Annotated in this window: 17 protein-coding genes; 1 reads left to right on the top strand and 16 read right to left on the bottom strand. The window is 35.7% G+C overall.

Translation table 11 applies throughout. The annotated features are described in order from the left end of the window. Positions 1 to 714: 714 nt before the first annotated feature. Entirely contained in the window at positions 715 to 1251 is a 537-nt protein-coding gene (locus tag EK417_RS12375; protein WP_136522309.1) for a helix-turn-helix transcriptional regulator, read from the top strand. 367 nt (positions 1252 to 1618) lie between these two features. On the opposite strand, the gene EK417_RS12370 is transcribed toward EK417_RS12375, so the two are convergent. The 16 genes from EK417_RS12370 to EK417_RS12295 form a co-directional block, all read right to left on the bottom strand. Continuing rightward, the gene (locus tag EK417_RS12370) at positions 1619 to 2785 is read right to left on the bottom strand and encodes a proline dehydrogenase family protein (RefSeq protein WP_136522308.1); all 1167 of its coding nucleotides are present in this window, start codon (positions 2783 to 2785) and stop codon (positions 1619 to 1621) included. A gap of 63 nt (positions 2786 to 2848) precedes the next feature. Then, positions 2849 to 3778 carry a UbiA family prenyltransferase gene (locus tag EK417_RS12365; RefSeq protein WP_076594597.1) on the bottom strand — a complete coding sequence of 310 codons (930 nt, stop codon included), beginning with the start codon at positions 3776 to 3778 and terminating at the stop codon, positions 2849 to 2851. Positions 3779 to 3788: 10 nt separating this feature from the next. After that, positions 3789 to 4715, bottom strand: coding sequence for a mevalonate kinase family protein (locus EK417_RS12360; protein WP_076594596.1), 927 nt, complete (start codon positions 4713 to 4715; stop codon positions 3789 to 3791). Positions 4716 to 4849: 134 nt separating this feature from the next. Next, on the bottom strand, positions 4850 to 7009 hold the full coding sequence (locus EK417_RS12355) for a M12 family metallo-peptidase (RefSeq protein ID WP_228457928.1): 2160 nt from the start codon (positions 7007 to 7009) through the stop codon (positions 4850 to 4852). Positions 7010 to 7187: 178 nt separating this feature from the next. Beyond that, positions 7188 to 8678 carry an MFS transporter gene (locus tag EK417_RS12350; RefSeq protein ID WP_076594595.1) on the bottom strand — a complete coding sequence of 497 codons (1491 nt, stop codon included), beginning with the start codon at positions 8676 to 8678 and terminating at the stop codon, positions 7188 to 7190. Between the two features lie 340 nt (positions 8679 to 9018). Further along, entirely contained in the window at positions 9019 to 10197 is a 1179-nt protein-coding gene (locus EK417_RS12345) for an acetyl-CoA C-acyltransferase (RefSeq protein ID WP_076594594.1), read from the bottom strand. Between the two features lie 57 nt (positions 10198 to 10254). Next, positions 10255 to 10665 (bottom strand): hypothetical protein, encoded by a 411-nt coding sequence (locus tag EK417_RS12340; RefSeq protein ID WP_136522307.1) that lies wholly within the window; start codon positions 10663 to 10665, stop codon positions 10255 to 10257. A gap of 2 nt (positions 10666 to 10667) precedes the next feature. Continuing rightward, on the bottom strand, positions 10668 to 11072 hold the full coding sequence (locus tag EK417_RS12335) for a hypothetical protein (protein WP_076594592.1): 405 nt from the start codon (positions 11070 to 11072) through the stop codon (positions 10668 to 10670). Between the two features lie 296 nt (positions 11073 to 11368). Then, positions 11369 to 12751: a nucleoside permease gene (locus tag EK417_RS12330; protein ID WP_136522306.1), complete on the bottom strand. Its 1383-nt coding sequence runs from the start codon at positions 12749 to 12751 to the stop codon at positions 11369 to 11371. A gap of 22 nt (positions 12752 to 12773) precedes the next feature. After that, complete coding sequence (locus EK417_RS12325) at positions 12774 to 13373, bottom strand: bifunctional nuclease family protein (RefSeq protein ID WP_076594590.1); 600 nt, start codon at positions 13371 to 13373, stop codon at positions 12774 to 12776. Positions 13374 to 13564: 191 nt separating this feature from the next. Next, positions 13565 to 14512: an electron transfer flavoprotein subunit alpha/FixB family protein gene (locus EK417_RS12320; RefSeq protein WP_076594589.1), complete on the bottom strand. Its 948-nt coding sequence runs from the start codon at positions 14510 to 14512 to the stop codon at positions 13565 to 13567. 128 nt (positions 14513 to 14640) lie between these two features. Further along, the gene (locus tag EK417_RS12315; protein WP_047429867.1) at positions 14641 to 15387 is read right to left on the bottom strand and encodes an electron transfer flavoprotein subunit beta/FixA family protein; all 747 of its coding nucleotides are present in this window, start codon (positions 15385 to 15387) and stop codon (positions 14641 to 14643) included. 197 nt (positions 15388 to 15584) lie between these two features. Next, the gene (locus tag EK417_RS12310; protein WP_076594587.1) at positions 15585 to 16292 is read right to left on the bottom strand and encodes an SDR family oxidoreductase; all 708 of its coding nucleotides are present in this window, start codon (positions 16290 to 16292) and stop codon (positions 15585 to 15587) included. A gap of 79 nt (positions 16293 to 16371) precedes the next feature. Beyond that, positions 16372 to 17289, bottom strand: a complete 918-nt coding sequence (locus EK417_RS12305) for a T9SS type A sorting domain-containing protein (RefSeq protein ID WP_136522305.1) — start codon at positions 17287 to 17289, stop codon at positions 16372 to 16374. A 199-nt stretch (positions 17290 to 17488) separates the two neighbouring features. After that, the gene (locus tag EK417_RS12300) at positions 17489 to 18868 is read right to left on the bottom strand and encodes a dipeptidase (RefSeq protein WP_076594585.1); all 1380 of its coding nucleotides are present in this window, start codon (positions 18866 to 18868) and stop codon (positions 17489 to 17491) included. Positions 18869 to 19024: 156 nt separating this feature from the next. Further along, positions 19025 to 19297, bottom strand: a complete 273-nt coding sequence (locus tag EK417_RS12295; protein WP_076594584.1) for a hypothetical protein — start codon at positions 19295 to 19297, stop codon at positions 19025 to 19027. Position 19298 lies beyond the last annotated feature (1 nt).

The raw sequence follows: 19298 nt of genomic DNA, 5'->3' as shown, positions 1-19298 counted from the left end.
TTAAAAGTCAACACTTTATGAGATTTATATAAATACTAAATCTAACAATACTTGAAGTGCGGAAAATGCTGTTTAAAGGCATTTGAGTGTTATTTTATTAAACATTAAAATTGTGGAAAACCAGGTTGTTTAGTGATGTATACATATGTAAAATGAGTAAAAAACAAGATGCCCTTCAGAAAATTATTCAAATAACACTTTTTTTAAGAGCCTTAATCTTACAAAAAATTAGTTGCTTAATAGGAAGGCATTTTTCCTTTAAATTGAGCTTAATAGGGGCTTAAAATAGTGCATTTACATTGGTAATTTACAAAGCTGTCATCAAACATAATAAGTTCTATGTGTATTTTCATGAAGATTTTAATATAAACCTACTCTCTGGAGTAGGTTCAGTAGTTTAATAATGTAAATCGCATTTTTATAGAGATCTAACGGTCAAAATATCATGCAATAAAGCATTAATTTACAATTTTAAACTAATATTTAAGTAAAATAATGATTCGTTACTCCATCAAAGATGGTTACAGAAATATACTGAATAAGATTATCATATTAAATAAATACAATTGTAATTAAAGTATAATCTATTGATTTAAAAACAATTAAATTAAAGTTACAAATGTATACAGATAATATTTTCATTTATTTACATTTGTATTTTGCATTTGTAAATTATTAGAGTTACATTTGTAAAATAATTAAAGGCTTATTTTTATGAGTTTAAATGAAAGAATTTCCAAAATTATAGAGTATTCTCGTCTTACTCCTTCCGAGTTTGCGGATGAGATTGATGTGCAGCGTTCATCCATTTCACATATCACATCAGGAAGAAACAAACCGTCTCTTGAATTTATCATAAAAATAAAATCCCGTTTCCCTGAACTTCTATGGGACTGGCTGGTTACCGGTGAAGGTGAAATGTTGAAATCTCAACTGCCCGAATCAGAAATTAGCGAAGAGAATACTGAAGAAGAGAAAATGAAAACGACTCCACTACCCGATCTTTTTACCATGATGAAAGACGACGATGAATTTGGAAGTGATGAAACGGAAACAGAGGCTCCAAAATCAAGTCCCGGAGAATCGTTTATACCCGCCAAGGATAAAGCTCAGGAAAAAATATCGGATTCTCAGCGATTAGAAAATTCCGGCGATCATATATTAGGTCAACTATTTGGTAATCAGCAAAATAAAATAAAACGTATCGTTCTCTTCTACGAAAATGGAAAATTCGAAAGTTTTGAGCCTTAAAAAAAACCTGACCAAAGAAAATGATCAGGTTAAAAAATATTTGAAGAAGAAAACTAAAGCTATTGCTTTATTTTATTTTTAAAATTTACCTATAATAAAGTTGATTCGTGTACTGGAAAGGTTCTGCCATAAGACAGAAGCATAATAGTAAATGAGGATATAGTTATACGTTTTTTTATGACTCTATCAAATATAAATATTTAAAATAAAATCAGCAATAAAAATTAATTTATTTTAAAATATAATTAATTCATAAGATGATTACCCTGATTATTATTAATTGACCATACAATTCAGCCCCTTTAATTGCCATAAAAAAAGACCTGCAAAACTGCAGGTCTAATTAAATGTATTAAGAACAATATTATTATTTCTTTCTTCTTTCCAATTCTTTTTTGATCAGTCCAAGCTCTCTTCCGGTTTGTCCGGCTACAGAGGTATTTTCCTGAGCTCTTCTTGTTAAATAAGGGACAACATCCTTTACAGGTCCGTATGGAAGATATTTAGCCACATTATAGCCTTTATCTGACAGATAGAAAGTAATATTATCACTCATTCCGTAAAGCTGTCCGAAATATACATGAGGATTACCGCTTTCCAGAGATTTTGCTTTCATTTTATCCATAATCAGCTCAGAAGAGATTTCGTTATGAGTTCCAAAGAATGCTGAAACCTTATCCAAATGATCCATCACGAAATCGATTCCTGCATTATAATTTTTATCTGACGCTTCTTTGGTTGGCTGAATCGGATCTGCATATCCTTTTTCTGCTGCTCTGGCTCTTTCTTTTTCCATGTAAGCACCACGTACGATCTTGTAACCAATAAAGTAATTCTTCTCTCTTGCTCTCTGAAGATGAGCTTCCATATATTCCAATCTTCCGGTTCTGTACATCTGGATGGTATTCCAGACGATAGGTTTCTGCTGGTTATATTTCTCCATCATCTCTTCACAAAGGTGGTCTGCTGCATCCTGCATCCAGGTTTCTTCAGCATCTACCATTACTTTTTTATCATGCTCATGGCAAAGACTGCATACTTCATCAAATCTTTTTACCACTCTTTCCCATTCTTCTTTCTGGCTGCTAGTAAGCTCAGCCCCTTTTCCAACAGCTTCATAAAGATCAATTCTTCCAAAAGCAGTAGGCTTAAACACAATAAAGGGAATCGCCGGATTTCCTACTGAGAATCTTACAATGTCCTTGATTTCTTTGCAAACCGCATCAAAAGTTTCTTCATCTTCTTTTCCTTCAATGGAATAATCAAAAATACTTCCAACTCCTCTTTTGAACAGCTGCTTCACCACTTTCATACTTTCTTCACGGGTTTCACCACCACAGAACTGTGCAAATAAGGTATTTTTTACAATTCCGGTAACGAAAGGAAAGTTATTGTGTACTGTGAAATTCAGAACAGATGTTCCAAGGCTGGTAAGAGCTGGCTGTTCAATCATTTTAAACATCCAGTAAGCCTTTCTCAATTGTGCATCAGACTTGTCTGCAAATGCAATTTTAGTATCATTAAAAATGGGCATTCCTATTTATTAAATTTAGTTATGCAAAGGTAATAATAACCTCAGTTTATTTAAAGATTTTTTTTACAATTTATGCTCTATTCCATTTAACAGCATGGCAATGATTCCGACAAAAACCCAGAACCTTAATACATTCAATGTGAGAAAGTTGCTTCTTCTTGAAGCTTTTAAAAGAAGATAAATACATACAATCATGACAAAAAGCCCTCCGGCAAAATAATAAGCCATGAACCCGGTGATGCCGGTTTTTGTAATAATCTTCATTGAAACTGCCATAGTAACTATCAATAAAGATGTCAGAATGATTTTTGTATTTCTGCTTTTAAAATAATTAGGAATAGTAGTATATCCGAAAGCTTTATCTACACTCCTGGTAAGAGTATCTTTCACAATATCAATACAGAGCAGGATAAGAAAGAGAAAGACAGCCATCAGGAAAACCTTTTTGGAAAAGGTTTCGTAGTACACCATCATTCCAAAGAACGGATACAAAGTGAGACTGACAAATGTAAGATTATTCAGGATCAATATTCTGCTCAGTTTATGGCTGTAAAACCACATAAAGAACTGATAAACTACAAAAAAAGCAAATACATTATGAGAAATCATCCAGGCTACGCCTAAAGAAATAGCACTGAGCGCCAGATAGGCATAAAGAAAATATTTCTGTTTGATAAAGCTCTGAACCCGTGTTCTGAAAGGTTTTACTACATGATCTTTCTCCAGATCGTAAAATTGGTTGATAATACCGCCCGCCAGAATAGTAAGAACGGTACAAAAAATAATACCGTGTACTTTAAAATCGAAAACAAATTTTCTGAAAGATTCATCCTGGTTGAACAGGAAAAAAGTAGAAACATAGAGAGCAAAAGTCAGGAGAGCTGCTACAAAAAAACGTGCTCCGAGGAGAAACCCCACGAATTGTGAAAATCTGTAAAATAGAGATTTTGATAAATAGTTTTTAGATTGGAAAGGTTCTTTTTCAGAATTCATTCCAATCTGTTTAAAATCTGTAAATCACTTCTTTTTGGAAGCCGTCAAGCATTTTTTCAGCTTTTGCATAATCTTTGGTAAATCCTAAGATATAGCCGCCTCCACCGCTACCACACAGTTTCAGATAATAAGCATTGGAATCCAGCCCTTTTTTCCAGATATTAAAGATACTTTCAGGGATCATAGGACGGAAATGTTCATAAGCCCAGTGAGAAAGCTTCTTAAGATTTCTGAAGAATGGATTCATGTCCTTTTTAAGGAAAGATTCGATACATGCGTTGTTGTAACGGATGAACTCCTCTTTCAGGGTTTTTCGGAAACCTTCTGTTTTCATTTTTTCAAAGAAAATCTGAATCATAGGTCCTGTTTCGCCGGTCATTCCGGAATCAATCAGGAAAATAGCTCCTTTTCCTTCTTCTCCTTCCGGAATATTTACCCTGTCTAAATTTTCTTTATTTTCGATAAGAATTGGCAGATTCATATAACAGATCAATGGATCCATCCCTGAACTTTTTCCATGGAAATAGCTTTCCATTTCCCCAAAAACAGCTTTTAATTTTTTAAGATTATCTTTTGAAATGTTTTCAGGATTCAGCTTACTGATTGAATATTTTTCAAAAATAGCAGCGACTAAGGCTCCTGAACTTCCCACTCCATATCCCTGAGGAATATTGGAATCAAAGAAAAGTCCGTTTGAAATATCTTTTTTAAAGCTATCAATATCCAGCTTAAAGTTATCGGAAAGATCAAGTGCTGTAAGAAATTCAGAATACTTCTGCAGATGTCTGTTGGAGTTAAGTTCAAAATCAGAACTCAAATCTGAGAATTTCAAAGTTCCTTTATAGAAGCTGTAAGGTACAACAAGCCCCTGGGAATCTTCAATCATTCCGTATTCTCCAAACAGGATTATTTTTGCATAAAATAAAGGGTTGGTCATATTGACAATAAATCTTTTTGCAAAGTTAAAAATTATTCCTCTGAATATAAGCAAAACTCAGGCCGAATTTTTTCTATATAAAGATACGAAAAAAGCCTGATAAAATCAGGCTTTTGCAAAGATTCGTCCTATAATTACTGTTTGATCAGCTTTTTATTGATGGTTTGTTTTTCTGTTTCCACGGTGATAACATAGTTTCCTGTCTGAATTGAGGAAAGATTTATTTCCTGTTTATTTCCTTTAAGAGAAGAATCAGAAATGATCAACCTCCCTGCTTCATCATAAATCTTATATCCTCTTAATCTTTCTTTTGAAGACACCGTTATCATATTTTTGGCAGGATTCGGATAAATGTCTATTGAATTATTTGGGGGATTGATATCTTCTACGGCTAAAACGCTGCAAGAGAAATTTACATTCCATCCATTTCCTGTAACGCCTCCATCTGAAACAAATTTAACTGTTATTGCTCCTGAAGGATCTGTAGATGTGAACGGACCTGGTATAGTACTTCCACTCAAATTATTTCCATTGGCAAACAATGGTGAAGCCGTAGAAGCCCCATTATACACATACATATAATCATAGCCTTGTTCAAGATCGAATGCAGTAAAAGTCATTGTTAAAGAGGAACCGGACGCTGGATAGAATGTTTTTACTAATTCTTCATTATCTCCATATTGACCTGCTGAGCCTCCTGTGTCCAAGAATTGAACTCCGTCACACCATGCTCCATCAGTTAAAAACAACTTTGATAGCTGGAATGCATTAGGGCCGCTGCAATTTGTGCCTGCATTTAGTCTGTAATAAGTGGCAGGCTGAAGGTTTGTAAAATTAAAAGAAGGTGTATTGGTACTTCCGGAAGATACGAGCGCTCCGTTACTTGTAGTTAATTTATATTTCCATGATGATGAACTTACGTCTGTAAAATTTGCATTTGCAGAGTTCTGTGTGATATTGGTAATTGTAAAATTGGTAATTGATGCAGGGCATGATGCTATGCAATTGGTACCAAGGCATCCTTTTGAATCCACGGTATTTCTGATCAATGTTCCAGGCTGCACACCAAAGCCATTTGCAAAATTAATTCCTACGCTGCTTACCAGATGGCAGTAACTCATAATGGTACCACCACCTGCCGGAGGAAGAGCTGCGGTACATCCTTCATTATTTCCTGAAGCTGGTCCACAGCCATCAATAGCTGTATTATTTCCGTTCCAGAAACAGGCGTGAGTATGTGGTGAACCTAAATTATGCCCAAGTTCATGAGTCATAGCTTCTATATTCCATGAGTAAGTGGGGACATTTTGATAATTAAAATTCGTACCGCAGTAAGAATATCTGTAATCGGTACATAATGAATTTACATATGCGATACTTGTTGTGGCAGGATTTCTTAATAATTGTGCCAAATCACCATTAAAAGTGGTTCTGGTGGTTCTAAACTGGTTCAGAATTGTGCCGGGTGATCCTGTATAAGGATCGGTGGTAGTCCAGACAAAAACTTCACTTAATGCTACATTAACATTCTCATTGGCATAAAGTGTTGAAACATTATTATGCATAGCGGTAACCCAATTGGTGGTAGTGGTAGTGTTACTCCCATTTTGGGTATAAGGACCATAACCTGCTTCATAGTAGATCCTTACGCAATTATCTGTTTTTTTGTTAGTATTATCCGGTGTAAAGACAGGTCTCTGAACCTGATTTTCTTTCAGCCCGTCTACATCACAGGCAAACGGGTTAGATCCTGTTAACTTAGAATCTGAATAGCTTACAAAATCTTCAGAATTTTTAGCTTTTCCTACCACTATATTTCCTGATTCAGGGGTGGAAGCAACTCCAACAATGTCGTTATTGAAAAAGCTAAAGGCTGCGATAGAAGCATTATCTCCTTTTACTATTCCCTGATAATAAACTCCAGGCGTATATTCTACGGTTGTTCCTTTATCTGTAATTACTTTAAAATCGCTGGTTAAGATCTGATGTCTGTACATTTCAACAATGATTTGTCTCCCATCATCAAAAGGAAAAGAAATTTCAATAAAATCAGGTTTATCTTTGATTAATCTTTTTAATTCTGCAGATTTTAAAGACATTACAGTGATGTCTGTTGCTGCTTTTTTGTATTCGGCTGTTTTATCTGCAGATTTATTCGTTTCAAATAAGTCATACGTTTTAAATTCTGATTTTCGATTATGAAATTCTAAAACTTTTTGAGCGACCGGTTTTAAATTCTGAGAAAAACTCAGCACAAAACACTGCAAAAAACAAATTAATAGAAAATTTTTCATGATTTTGATAATTTTATCATTTTTACAAATAAACAAAAAAAATCAACACATAGTGAAAAACAACCGCTATATTCTAATATTTATACTAATTATATAACAAAATTCAACCAAAAAGCTTAATAAATGTTTTTTATTCTTTAAAATAAAAAAAAGACGTTAAAAATAACGTCTTTCAATTTTATAATGTTTCTCTGTCTTTTCTCATTTTAACCTTCAGGAATCTGATTAAAATCAATCCTGCGGCAAAGAATATGGTCATAGACAATGCTGCAATACGCATATTATTGAAATGCTCGATCAATGTTGCAAAGATAAATGTTCCGATAATAATGGCAATTTTCTCCAATACATCATAGAAACTGAAGTAAGTAGTATTCTCCATTGAGTTCTCCGGAAGTAATTTTGAATAAGTAGATCTGGACATTGCCTGAAGACCACCCATTACCAAACCTACTACTGCAGCCACTCCATAAAACTGGTATTCAACGGTCGGGTTTTCTTTATTCAGGAAATAAGCCCAAAGACAAGCCACAATCCAAAGGATGATGGCAATTGAAATAACATTTTTATTACCAATTCTCTTGGATAATCTTGAGAAAATAACGGCTCCGATGATCGCTTCGATCTGAATCACCAAAAGGGTTCCTATCAGTTTATCCTGAGCAAGATTGATCTCACTCTTTCCGAATAAAGTTGCCATAAGGAAAATTGTCTGCATTCCTACACTGTAAAAGAAGAAACTTGACAGGAAGAATTTCAGGTTTTTATCTTTAAAAAGCTCTCCTCCTACTTTAAAGAGTTCGTGAAAACTTTCTTTTGCAATATCTTTATAGAAGCTCAGATTATCTTTAAATACCTCAAAAAAGCCACCCTGTTCTTCATGTCTTTTGAAGATATTCTTATAGTTCAAAAGCACTAAATCTTTAGGAAGTTTATCTTTCACATCTCCAAACTGAGGAAGGTGCTTGAATGTATATTGAGAAAAACCGAACCACCACGCTCCTGTTAACAGGAAACTGATTCTTGTAAACAGTAACTGCTGAGCTGCCCCTTTGGCAAAAACCTGAATCAATACCAAACAGATTACCACTAAAACTACAGAACCGATATATCCATAAACATACCCTCTTGCAGAAAGAGCATCCTGTCTGTCCGGTGTGGCAATATCCGGAAGGAAAGAGTTGTAAAACACCAAACTTCCCCAGAAACCGACACTGGCTGTAATACTGAATAAAAGCCCCAGAAATACGTTATGCATTCCTGTAAACATGGCTAATCCCATACAAGATGTTGCCCCAAGATAACAGAAAAACTGCAGGAAAGACTTTTTGTTTCCAATGGTATCTGCTAATGAAGATAAAAATGGAGACAGTAATACTACAACAAAGAATGATATGGTAAGGGAATATCCATACACGGCATCCGGCTGATATTCTTCTCCGAAAATTCTGATCATATGCCTTACCGGAACATCAATCCATGTTTTGGTTTCTGCCACATATTCTTTTTTCTCGTAAGCAGTGGTAAGGATAGAGTAATAAATAGGAAAAATAGTAGAGGTAATAACCAGGGAATAAACAGAATTTGCCCAGTCATATACAGCCCAGGCCTTCATAATTTTCGGATTATTCTTTATGTTTTTAGGCTGTCGATTCTCAGTTTCAGACATTTCAAATAAATATTAGTAGCACAAAAATAGAAAAACTACGGAATATTCTACGGTTTTTAATATTATTTTGAAAATAATAATTGTAAGGCATTGAAATCAATCATCAAAGTTTTAATATAATTTATACTTTCTCAGATTAGAGTATATGTGTTGTAAGGTTTGAAACTCTCTCATTCATATCAGTAAATTAGCTGATCGGATATACAATCGAAAGGTTCAAATAATGCATAGTAATGTAGGACTGTCAGATAATTTTATCCTATTCTGTAACTAAAAATCGGGGTTCAAAGACCCCGATTTTTATATCTTAAACCACAAAATATGGTTATATCCTTATCAATTATAAGTTTTCAATTACGATAGCAGAAGCTCCACCGCCTCCGTTGCAGATTGCTGCAGCACCATATTTACCATTGTTTTGCTTCAATACGTTGATCAATGTAACAATGATTCTAGAACCTGAACTTCCCAGTGGGTGTCCTAATGCTACAGCACCTCCGTTTACGTTTACTTTAGCAGCATCTAATCCTAAGATCTTGTTGTTTGCCAGACCTACCACTGAGAAAGCTTCGTTGAATTCAAAGAAATCAATATCCGAAACTTCTAATCCTGCCTTTTTAAGAGCGATAGGTAATGCTTTTGCCGGAGCAGTAGTAAAGTTTTCAGGCTCATGGGCTGCATCAGCGTAAGAAACGATTTTTGCAAGAGGTTTCAATCCAAGTTCTTCCATTTTTTCTTTAGAAACAAGGATCAGTGCAGAAGCACCGTCGTTCAGAGTAGATGCGTTTGCTGCTGTTACTGTTCCTTCTTCTTTTTTGAATACCGTAGGAAGTGTTGAAATTCTGTCGAAGTTTACTGCTTTATATTCTTCATCTTCAGCAAAAATTACAGGCTCTCCTTTTCTCTGAGGAATAGAAACCGGTACAATTTCTTCGTTGAATTTACCTTCGCTCCAAGCTTTTGCTGATCTTTTGTAAGATTCTACTGCGAAGTTATCCTGATCTTCTCTTGTAATATTATAGTCTGCGGCGCATTTTTCTGCGCATACTCCCATATGTACTTTGTTGTATACGTCTGTAAGACCGTCAAGTACCATTCCGTCAAGCATTTTGATATCACCTAATTTTGTAGCTACTCTTGCATTGTAATAATGAGGAACTAAAGACATATTCTCCATACCTCCTGCAACAATTACATCAGCATCACCAGCTTTGATCGCCTGAGCCGCCATTGTTACAGCTTTCATTCCTGAAGCACAAACTTTATTTACGGTAGTAGATGGTGTATTGATTGAAAGACCTGCTCCTAAAGCCACCTGACGAGCCGGCGCCTGGCCTTCTCCTGCCTGAAGAACATTTCCCATATAGATTTCCTGAACAGTATTAGGATCTAAACCGATTTTATCTAATGCACCTTTTACGGCAGTTGCTCCCAGTTTTGTAGCCGGAACTGTTGATAAGCTTCCCATAAAACTCCCCATAGGTGTTCTTACTGCGGAAACAATGAATACTTCTTTCATGTATATAATTTTTATTTAGCTAAAACGGAATAAAGATTCCATTTTTATAGTTAGAATTTATTTCACTTTTATGTATACCAGATCGAATTGAGTCCCCTCAATTTTGGAATTCACTTTCAGAAGATTATCCTGAGTGGCTACTATTTTATTATTGAAGACATCCCCTATCTGTGCGGGATCATTTTTATCGGATTTCTCTATCACAATTGCTTTATAATTGCAGTCATCCACAAAAACCAATGTCGATTTAATATAATCTTTTCCATTATTGAAATATTCGGTTTGAACATTATCTTTAATGGTCATATACCATATTGCTTCCGGATATTTAGGTCTTAAAAACTTCCCTTCTTTTATGTTAGTACATTTAGGCGGATTATCCGGTTTTTTCTGTTCTGTTGACTGGGCATACGTCTGTGCGGCCGTCATCAACAAAATTCCTGCTGAAAATATTTTTAAGAAGTTCATATTTATATTTGTGTTCTATTATTTACTTTTTTACTTCCACCTGCAAAAACCATCAGAAAAGCCCCTAAAAACTCTACAGCCCAACCCCATTTCAATGTAACAATTCCGGCAAAAGTCTCCTGCCAGGATTTGAATGGCAAAAAGCTAAAGTATTGCAGCGATTGCATTTTCACAGCAACCAGGGTAAATCCGAATAAAAGAATAAGCAGAATACCAAAAAATCTAACGATTTTAGCACTGTTATTTACAATTCCAAAAACTGCACAAGCGGAAAAGATCCAGCAGGTAATAGCCAGATAATGATCAAGCTTCCAATAGTTCCAGCTCCCTATTACAGGCACGTGTACCAGGGGTAAAAAGCTACCTGCAATTACTAACAGTAATCCTAATAACTGAATATTTTTCATATTTACTAAAGTGCCAAAATACAAAAAAAAACACACTTTTAAAGAGTGTGTTTTAAAAATACAATTTCACTACACAAACGCTCATTAGTCATAAAAAAAGATCACTATTGTTATTCATTAGATAAAGAAATAATTTATTTATTACAGAATTAAAAATCACCGCTTACAATTTCAATACCGATATGAATCCATATTTTTCTTCAGCAAAGCTTTATTATATACAAGGATATGAAAATAAAAAAATTGCATTTTTTTTCAAAAATGCAATTTAATATCTTATAAATTATAAGTTTCAATTAGTGTTTCACTGATGAAACATCTTCCGGGTTATGTTTATGTTTAAACAGTACGGCAAAGAACACCGCCAGTATTAACGCATATATTGCAAAAGAAAGCCATATCTGCTGCCAGTCTTTTACCATCACCACAGAGGAAAGAGTTCCATCTGTATTCACTGCTGCGTTGAAGCTTTTCTTTAGAATGTTCAGGAAAGTAGGATTATCAGGGGTTGTCTGAAGATAAGCAGATAGATCTGAAGCTGTAGAAAACTTGTGGGTAAAGAACTTATCAATAGCCCATCCAGCGGCGTAACTTCCGAAAACCGCTCCAAAACCGTTAGTCATCATCATGAATAATCCCTGAGCTGAAGAACGTATCTTTTTATCGGTAGTCGTTTCCACGAAAAGGGATCCTGAGATATTAAAGAAATCGAAAGCCATTCCGTACACAATACATGAAAGAATGATCAGTGAAAGTCCAAACCCTTCCGGTACCCCATAAGCAAAGAATCCGAATCTTAATACCCAGGCCAGCATTGATATCAACATTACTTTCTTAATTCCGAATTTCTTCAGAAAGAAAGGAATTGCCAAAATAAACAGGGTTTCTGAAACCTGTGAGATGGACATAATAATGGTAGATCTTTTTACTACAAATGAGTCTGCATATTTAGGAAAATGGGCAAATTCACTTAAAAATACGTCTCCATATGCATTGGTAAGTTGAAGTGCAGCTCCCAAAAGCATTGAAAACATAAAGAATAATGCCATTTTATAGCTTCCAAAAAGCTTAAATGCATTCAAGCCTAACTGCTCGGATAATGGTGAGTGTTTGTCAATCAGTTTTTGTGGTGGACATTTAGGAAGAGTAAGGGCATAAATTCCTAAGAAAATTGCTACAACACCTCCGATATAAAACTGACCTTCTGTTTCTTTATTCCCGCTAAGGTTTGTGATCCACATGGCAACAATAAAACCAATAGTTCCCCATACACGAATCGGTGGAAAGTCTTTCACCACATCCAGATTGTTATTTTTCAGGATTGTATAAGAAATTGAATTAGCAAGTGCAATGGTAGGCATATAGAAGCACATGGCCACAAGCATTACTGAAAAGAAGGAATTCGGGTCTGCAGAATGAGGTAAAATAAAAAGAATAACCCCATAAAGAATGTGTAATACTGAAAATATGCGCTCCGCATTTACCCAGCGGTCAGCAATAATTCCGGTAATGGTTGGCATAAAGATAGAAGCAATTCCCATTGTTCCGAACACAGCTCCAAACTGAGTTCCATCCCAATGTTTTGTGCCAAACCAGAAGTTTGCCATCGTAATCAGCCAAGCTCCCCAAACGAAAAACTGGAGAAAACTGAGGATGGTCAGTCGTAATTTTAAATTCATAGTTTATATAAAAAGTATCTCTTTAATCAATTTTCTTTTTCCTCCTCTTGATTTCTTCCTGGATTTCAAGGGCGGTATCATAGTCTTCTTCTTTAACAGCTTCGTCTAATAATTTCTGAAGCTCTTCCATAGAAATAGATTTTAAGTTATCTTCTGTCTGTACTGTTTCTGAGAATGATTGCTCTTCTTTTGAAACATCTTCCAGTTCCAATAAAATTCCGGCTTCATTTAAAACCTGCTGAGTTGTAAATATTGGCGCGTCAAATCTTACGGCCATGGCAACAGCATCAGAAGTTCTGGCATCAAGGATTAGTTCTTCTTCGGTTACTTTATTTTTAAAGTTGATATTGGAGAAGAAAACTCCGTCTACAATCTGATAGATAATGACAGAAATAAGCTCATAATTGGCAGAAACTATAAATTTTGTAAATAAATCATGAGTAAGAGGACGCGGTGGATGAATATCTTTTTCCAAACCGAGAGAGATAGACTGGGCTTCGAAATTTCCTATAACAACAGGTAATTTTATGTGTGTTTCTTCATGTTCCAATAACAATGCATAAGCCCCCGACTGGGTCTGGCTGTACGATATTCCGCGAATAATTAGCTGCTTATAATCCATAGCTACAAATATAGATTAATTTTTTATTGTGTTTTCACTTTTTTACGCAAAAATAAAAGCCCGGAAAGCCGAGCTTTTATCTGTATTGTTGATGATTGTCAAACGTCAATAGTGAATTTTGTTTCGCAAGTGATTTATTTAATTAAAAATCGACGAGCAAAGCGAGAATTAACTATTCACAATTCACTTTCTTATCCTTTAATTGCTTTAATTTTCTCTGTTAGTGCAGGAATAATCTGGAAAGCATCTCCTACTACTCCGTAGTCAGCAGACTTGAAGAACGGTGCTTCAGGATCACTGTTGATTACTACGATAGTTTTTGAAGAGTTCACTCCGGCAAGGTGCTGAATCGCTCCTGAAATCCCTACTGCAATGTAAAGATTCGGAGAAATAGCTTTTCCTGTTTGTCCTACGTGTTCTGTGTGAGGTCTCCATCCGATATCAGAAACGGGCTTAGAACATGCTGTAGCTGCTCCTAAAACGTTTGCCAGATCTTCGATCATTCCCCAGTTTTCAGGTCCTTTCATTCCTCTACCTGCAGAAACAACAACTTCAGCTTCTTTAAGGTCTAATTTACCTGAGCTCTGCTCGTGAGAAATCACTTTAGTATCTTCATTAGCTACCGATAAATTTCTTACTTCTTCAGAACCTGATACTGCATTTTCTTTAACACCGAAAGCGTTTTGAGAAACAGTAACGATTACTCCGTTCCCTTCTGCTTTTGCATGCATGAAACCTTTTCCGGAGAATGCTCTTCTTTTTACCTGGAAAGGAGAAAGGCTTTCAGGAGCTTCCAATGCGTTAGTAATTAAAGAATAGTTCTTCATTACCGCAAGCATAGGAGCAATGGAAGAAGCATCAGTAGTGTGAGGGAAAACGATGATATTTCCGTCTGCTACTTCACTTACAGCCTGTGCAAATGCTTTTGCTGAGAAATTTTTAAGACCTTCGTCTTTGATATTGATTACGTTTGATGCTCCATATTTGTATAATAAATCTGAAGAATCTGTTGGGTTTACAGAGATTGCCGTAACGGTATCTCCTGCTTTATCAGCGATAGCTTTAGCATAAGAAACTGCTTCGAAAGCTGCTTTTTTGTAAACTCCGTTTATATTTTCTGCGTATACGAATACTGCCATTTCTAATTTGTTTAAGGTTTAACGTTCAGGATTCAAGATTATCTAATTCTGAATAGTAATGAAATTCAGATCATGTCTGATGACATCAAATTTTATCCTGAATCTTTTTACTTTTTACTTGATTCTTATTAAATTACTTTAGCTTCTTCGTGAAGTAATCTTACCAATTCATCAAGATTATCCGGAGAAACCATTTTCACAGCTGCTCTTGGCGGAACGCTGTCATAAGATACTCCCTGAACTTTTACTTCTGAAGAAGAAGGCTCTACCACCTGCAAAGGTTTTGTTCTTGCAGACATAATTCCTCTCATATTCGGGATGATAAGATCTTTCTCATCTACCAATCCTTTCTGGCCTGCAATAACTGCCGGTAATTTTACTGAAATAGTTTCTTTTCCTCCTTCAATTTCTCTTACTGCTGTAGCTTCACTTCCGTTTACGTCTAATCCTACTGAAGCATTTACGAAAGGCTGGTTTAATAACTGAGCTACCATTCCCGGAACAGAACCTCCGTTATAATCGATAGATTCTTTTCCGCAAAGGATAAGATCATATCCTCCGTTTTGTGCCACAGCTGCAATTTCTTTTGCTGTAGAATAGCTGTCTTTCGGATCAAGATTTACTCTTACCGCATCGTTAGCACCAATTGCCAAAGCTTTTCTGATTACAGGCTCTGTAGCAGCATCACCTACGTTGATTACTGTTACTGTTGCTCCCTGAGATTCCTGAAGTTTAACCGCCTTTGTCAACGCAAATTCGTCTAGAGGGTTGATTACCCACTGAATTCCGTTTTTGTCGAAAGCAGATTTATCTGCTGTAAAGTTAATTTTGGAAGTAGTATCCGGAACACTACTAATGCAAACTAATATTTTCATATGTTGTTCTTAATTTTTTTTATTGGTCATATGTAACCTTAGGGTTTCACGTGTACTATTTAATTTTCCTTTTAATGCATAAAATCATGACAATTTATGCAGAGATTTTGTTTGAATTAATTTTTGCTAATATAAATAAAAAATATATTATGCATGCATAATACTTATTAAATTATTATTCAATACATTAGATGTAGTTACTTAGCTGGTTTCGTTGCCCTAAACTCTATTTTACTTGGTAAAACTCTTGGATTCATCTTCAAAATATCCAGTACAAGATTCCCCATATCTTCAGGCTGAATCTTCCAACTGTCCTTTTCAGACGGAATATTTCCATTAAAATGGGTGGCCACAGATCCCGGCATGATCACTGTAGATTTAATATTGTATTTTCTTAAATCGATCATGGCAGCCTGTGTGAAACCTACCACTCCGAATTTGGAAGCATTGTATCCTGTTCCGTTTTCAAAGAAATTAGCGCCTGCAAGGCTGGAAATGGTAATATAATAACCTTCTGTCTTTTTTAACTCTTCCACTGAGGCTTTTAAAGTATAGAAAACACCTGTAAGATTGGTTTCTATCATATCATTCCATTCTTCTGCCGTAAGTTCATCTACAGGCTTAAAAATCCCCAATCCTGCATTGGCAATGATATAATCCAGTCTTCCGAATTTTTCAACGGCATATTTTACAGCTTCCTGTTCACTTTCCAGACTTCTTACATCAGAAACAATTCCCAATACATTCCCTGAATATTGCTTAAGTTCTTCTTCCGCCTTTATTACATCATCTCTTTTTCTTCCTGAAAATGCCACAGCAATACCGTTTTCAAGTAAAATTTTTGCAATTCCGAAACCTATTCCTTTGGTTCCTCCAGTTATATAAGCTGTTTTTTGATCTGACATATGATTGAAATTTTAATTCTCTAAAATAACAAAAACGCTCCAATTGGAGCGCTTCGCTGATCCTAAGATTTATCAGTAATTATTTTTTGATAAACTTCTCTGTAAAGTTTCTTCCTTCTGTTTCTACATTCAGCAAATAAGCTCCGGCAGCCAGTCTGCTAACATTTACCTGATCTCCGTTGAATGTTGCATCCACTCTCTTTCCAGACATATCATATACTTCAACATGTTTGATTTTGTTTGGAGTTGTGATTTTTACAATATCAGTAGCCGGATTCGGATAGATAGACAGTTTTATGTCATTTTTCACTGCGTCTTTTACAGACAATGCAGCTTCACTATTAATTTTGATATTATCGACATAAGCTGATCCTAATGAATTATTATGTACGAAACGAAGCTGGTTTATATTCAAGGAATTTGCTGCTGATCCTGTATAGATCAGTATGTTATTAAGGTAATACCGCACATCTGTGGCACTTCCAACTACTTTCAAGCGATACCAGGTATTGGGCAGCCAGGCTGAAGGTGTAGAAATAAGATTCTGTATACCAGATAACATATCGAGGACCTTTATCCATCCGGTCTTTCCAAAATCCAATCTTACAACAAACTCGTCATCACTATTGTTTACTCCCTGAAAACCAAAATCTGAACCATTGAGCTGTGACATATTGATATCGAATGATACAGAAAAATTATTGTAGGCCAAAGGGGTTGAAAGGTTATAAAATCCTCCGATAACAGGATCATTCTGAGTTCCATACGTATTTTCTTTCACGATTCTCAGGGAACGGTTTCCATCACTGGCTTTATCTGAATTGATGGTCTGATGGGTTACATTTTCCGGCACACCTCCCGTAGGAGTACTGATCCAGCCTGCCTGCCCGTTAATATCTCCAACGCTGAATCCCTCAATAGGTTCAAAGGATATGGTCTGTTGGGCAAAAATGCATAACGATGATAGCAAAAATGCAATTTGGTAGTATTTTTTCATATTAAATTAAGTTTTGTATTAAAAATATAAACTTTCAATGAATAGTGAAATAACTTATTGCAAATAAAAATTAACCCTTTTATTTTCAGTGAATTTAATTTTCAAAACCTTGAAAAAGGTTTGCCGGCATTTGATAAAAGAGCAAAAAAACAAGGTATTTCTTTGCAGAAACACCTTGCGATATCGTATTTTCGATTAATTATTTTGAATAATTCTCAAAGAACAATGGAATACTTTCAATCCCTTTATAGAAATTGAACAGCCCATAATGTTCATTTGGAGAGTGGATGGCGTCAGAATCCAAGCCAAAGCCCATCAATACAGACTTAGCTCCTAAAACCTGCTCAAACATGGCTGTAATCGGAATACTTCCTCCTCCTCTGTACGGAAGAACTTCTTTTCCAAATGCAGCTTCCATTGCCTGTTTTGCAGCAGCAAATTCTTTTGTATTGGTTGGTAAAACGTAAGGCATTCCTCCGTGGTGAGGTGTTACTTTTACTTTTACCGTATCCGGAGCGATCTTTTCGAAATATTTCGTGAATTTCTCTGTGATTTCCTGTGGAGTCTGGTAAGGAACCAAACGCATTGAAATTTTAGCAAAAGCTTTTGAAGGAATTACTGTTTTAGCGCCTTCTCCTGTATATCCTCCCCAGATTCCGTTGCAGTCTAAAGTAGGACGGATAGATGTTCTTTCTAAAGTAGTATAACCTTTTTCACCTTCGATATTGCTTAATCCGATTGATTTTTTAAATTCTTCCGGATTGTCCTTCAGTTTATTCATTTCAGCTCTCTCAGCATCTGAAACCGTTTCAACATTGTCATAGAACCCATCAATGGTGATATGACCGTTTTCATCGATCAGATTAGCAATCATTCTGGAAAGAACATGAATAGGATTCGGAACAGCTCCGCCATAAAGGCCTGAGTGTAAGTCTCTGTTTGGCCCTTCCACTTCTACTTCTACATAGCTTAAACCTCTTAAACCTGTTGTTACAGTTGGTTGTTCGTTGCTGTAGATATGTGTATCGGAAATTAAGATACAGTCACACGCTAATTTTTCTTTATTTTCATTTACCCAGTCGCCTAAGCTTACAGAACCTACTTCTTCTTCTCCTTCTAAGATAAATTTAACATTGCAAGGAAGAGCATTGGTCTTCATCATGGCTTCAAAGGCTTTCAAATGCATGAAGAACTGTCCTTTGTCATCAGCAGAACCTCTGGCAAAAATGGCTCCTTCAGGATGTAATTCAGTTTTCTCAATATAAGGCTCGAATGGCGGCTTTGTCCATAATTCCAACGGATCTGCCGGCTGAACGTCATAGTGCCCATATACCAATACTGTAGGTAAGCTTTTATCTAAAATTTTCTCCCCGAAAACAATTGGATACCCTTTTGTCTGGCACACTTCCACATTATCAGCTCCAGCATTTTTAAGGTGTGCTGCCACTACCTCTGCACATTTCAAAACGTCATCTTTATACGCCGGATCTGCAGAAATAGAAGGGATTCTCAATAACTCAAATAATTCATCCACGAAACGCTGTTTGTTTTCGTTGATGTAACTTAATGTCTCTTGCATTGTAAAAATTTATTTTGTTAAAATTAAAAAAAATGCCCGGCAGGGACAAACAAAAAGAAAGGATTTTCCCAATCTTGTACTAATGAACCTTATAGCCTTCTTTTTAATAAAAAATGCCCTGCAGAAACAGGGCAATTATATATTTTGTACTTCTAATTAGTGTTCAGCTTTTGGAGCTTTATCAGCTTCAGCAGGTTTTACTGCAGCAGTACTGTCTGTTTTTGGAGCAGCAGCTTCTGGTTTTGCATGAGCCTCTTCTTTGTGCTCTGCAGCTCCGGCTTCATGTCCGTGAGCTTCTCCCTGAGGAGCGTCAGAATATCTTTCTACTCCTTCTTCAAGTTTCAAAGTAGCTTTGTTTCCTCCTTGCGGAACTTTTTTACAGCTTACCGCTACCGTTGCAATCGCTAAACATATAACTAATTTTTTCATA

Source organism: Chryseobacterium candidae, assembly GCF_004916905.1.
GTDB classification, from domain to species: domain Bacteria; phylum Bacteroidota; class Bacteroidia; order Flavobacteriales; family Weeksellaceae; genus Chryseobacterium; species Chryseobacterium candidae.
The sequence above is the reverse complement of the archived record's forward strand: the minus strand, read 5'-3'. Positions and strand labels throughout refer to the sequence as shown.

What these genes read in the sequence shown, in the direction of transcription:
- EK417_RS12320 (WP_076594589.1), bottom strand. Translation starts at nt 14,512, where the DNA reads ATGGCAGTATTCGTATACGCAGAAAATATAAACGGAGTTTACAAAAAA.
- EK417_RS12365 (WP_076594597.1), bottom strand. Translation starts at nt 3,778, where the DNA reads ATGAATTCTGAAAAAGAACCTTTCCAATCTAAAAACTATTTATCAAAA.
- EK417_RS12345 (WP_076594594.1), bottom strand. Translation starts at nt 10,197, where the DNA reads ATGAAAGAAGTATTCATTGTTTCCGCAGTAAGAACACCTATGGGGAGT.
- EK417_RS12315 (WP_047429867.1), bottom strand. Translation starts at nt 15,387, where the DNA reads ATGAAAATATTAGTTTGCATTAGTAGTGTTCCGGATACTACTTCCAAA.
- EK417_RS12300 (WP_076594585.1), bottom strand. Translation starts at nt 18,868, where the DNA reads ATGCAAGAGACATTAAGTTACATCAACGAAAACAAACAGCGTTTCGTG.
- EK417_RS12310 (WP_076594587.1), bottom strand. Translation starts at nt 16,292, where the DNA reads ATGTCAGATCAAAAAACAGCTTATATAACTGGAGGAACCAAAGGAATA.
- EK417_RS12370 (WP_136522308.1), bottom strand. Translation starts at nt 2,785, where the DNA reads ATGCCCATTTTTAATGATACTAAAATTGCATTTGCAGACAAGTCTGAT.
- EK417_RS12355 (WP_228457928.1), bottom strand. Translation starts at nt 7,009, where the DNA reads ATGAAAAATTTTCTATTAATTTGTTTTTTGCAGTGTTTTGTGCTGAGT.
- EK417_RS12360 (WP_076594596.1), bottom strand. Translation starts at nt 4,715, where the DNA reads ATGACCAACCCTTTATTTTATGCAAAAATAATCCTGTTTGGAGAATAC.
- EK417_RS12295 (WP_076594584.1), bottom strand. Translation starts at nt 19,297, where the DNA reads ATGAAAAAATTAGTTATATGTTTAGCGATTGCAACGGTAGCGGTAAGC.
- EK417_RS12330 (WP_136522306.1), bottom strand. Translation starts at nt 12,751, where the DNA reads ATGAATTTAAAATTACGACTGACCATCCTCAGTTTTCTCCAGTTTTTC.
- EK417_RS12335 (WP_076594592.1), bottom strand. Translation starts at nt 11,072, where the DNA reads ATGAAAAATATTCAGTTATTAGGATTACTGTTAGTAATTGCAGGTAGC.
- EK417_RS12375 (WP_136522309.1), top strand. Translation starts at nt 715, where the DNA reads ATGAGTTTAAATGAAAGAATTTCCAAAATTATAGAGTATTCTCGTCTT.
- EK417_RS12340 (WP_136522307.1), bottom strand. Translation starts at nt 10,665, where the DNA reads ATGAACTTCTTAAAAATATTTTCAGCAGGAATTTTGTTGATGACGGCC.
- EK417_RS12325 (WP_076594590.1), bottom strand. Translation starts at nt 13,373, where the DNA reads ATGGATTATAAGCAGCTAATTATTCGCGGAATATCGTACAGCCAGACC.
- EK417_RS12350 (WP_076594595.1), bottom strand. Translation starts at nt 8,678, where the DNA reads ATGTCTGAAACTGAGAATCGACAGCCTAAAAACATAAAGAATAATCCG.
- EK417_RS12305 (WP_136522305.1), bottom strand. Translation starts at nt 17,289, where the DNA reads ATGAAAAAATACTACCAAATTGCATTTTTGCTATCATCGTTATGCATT.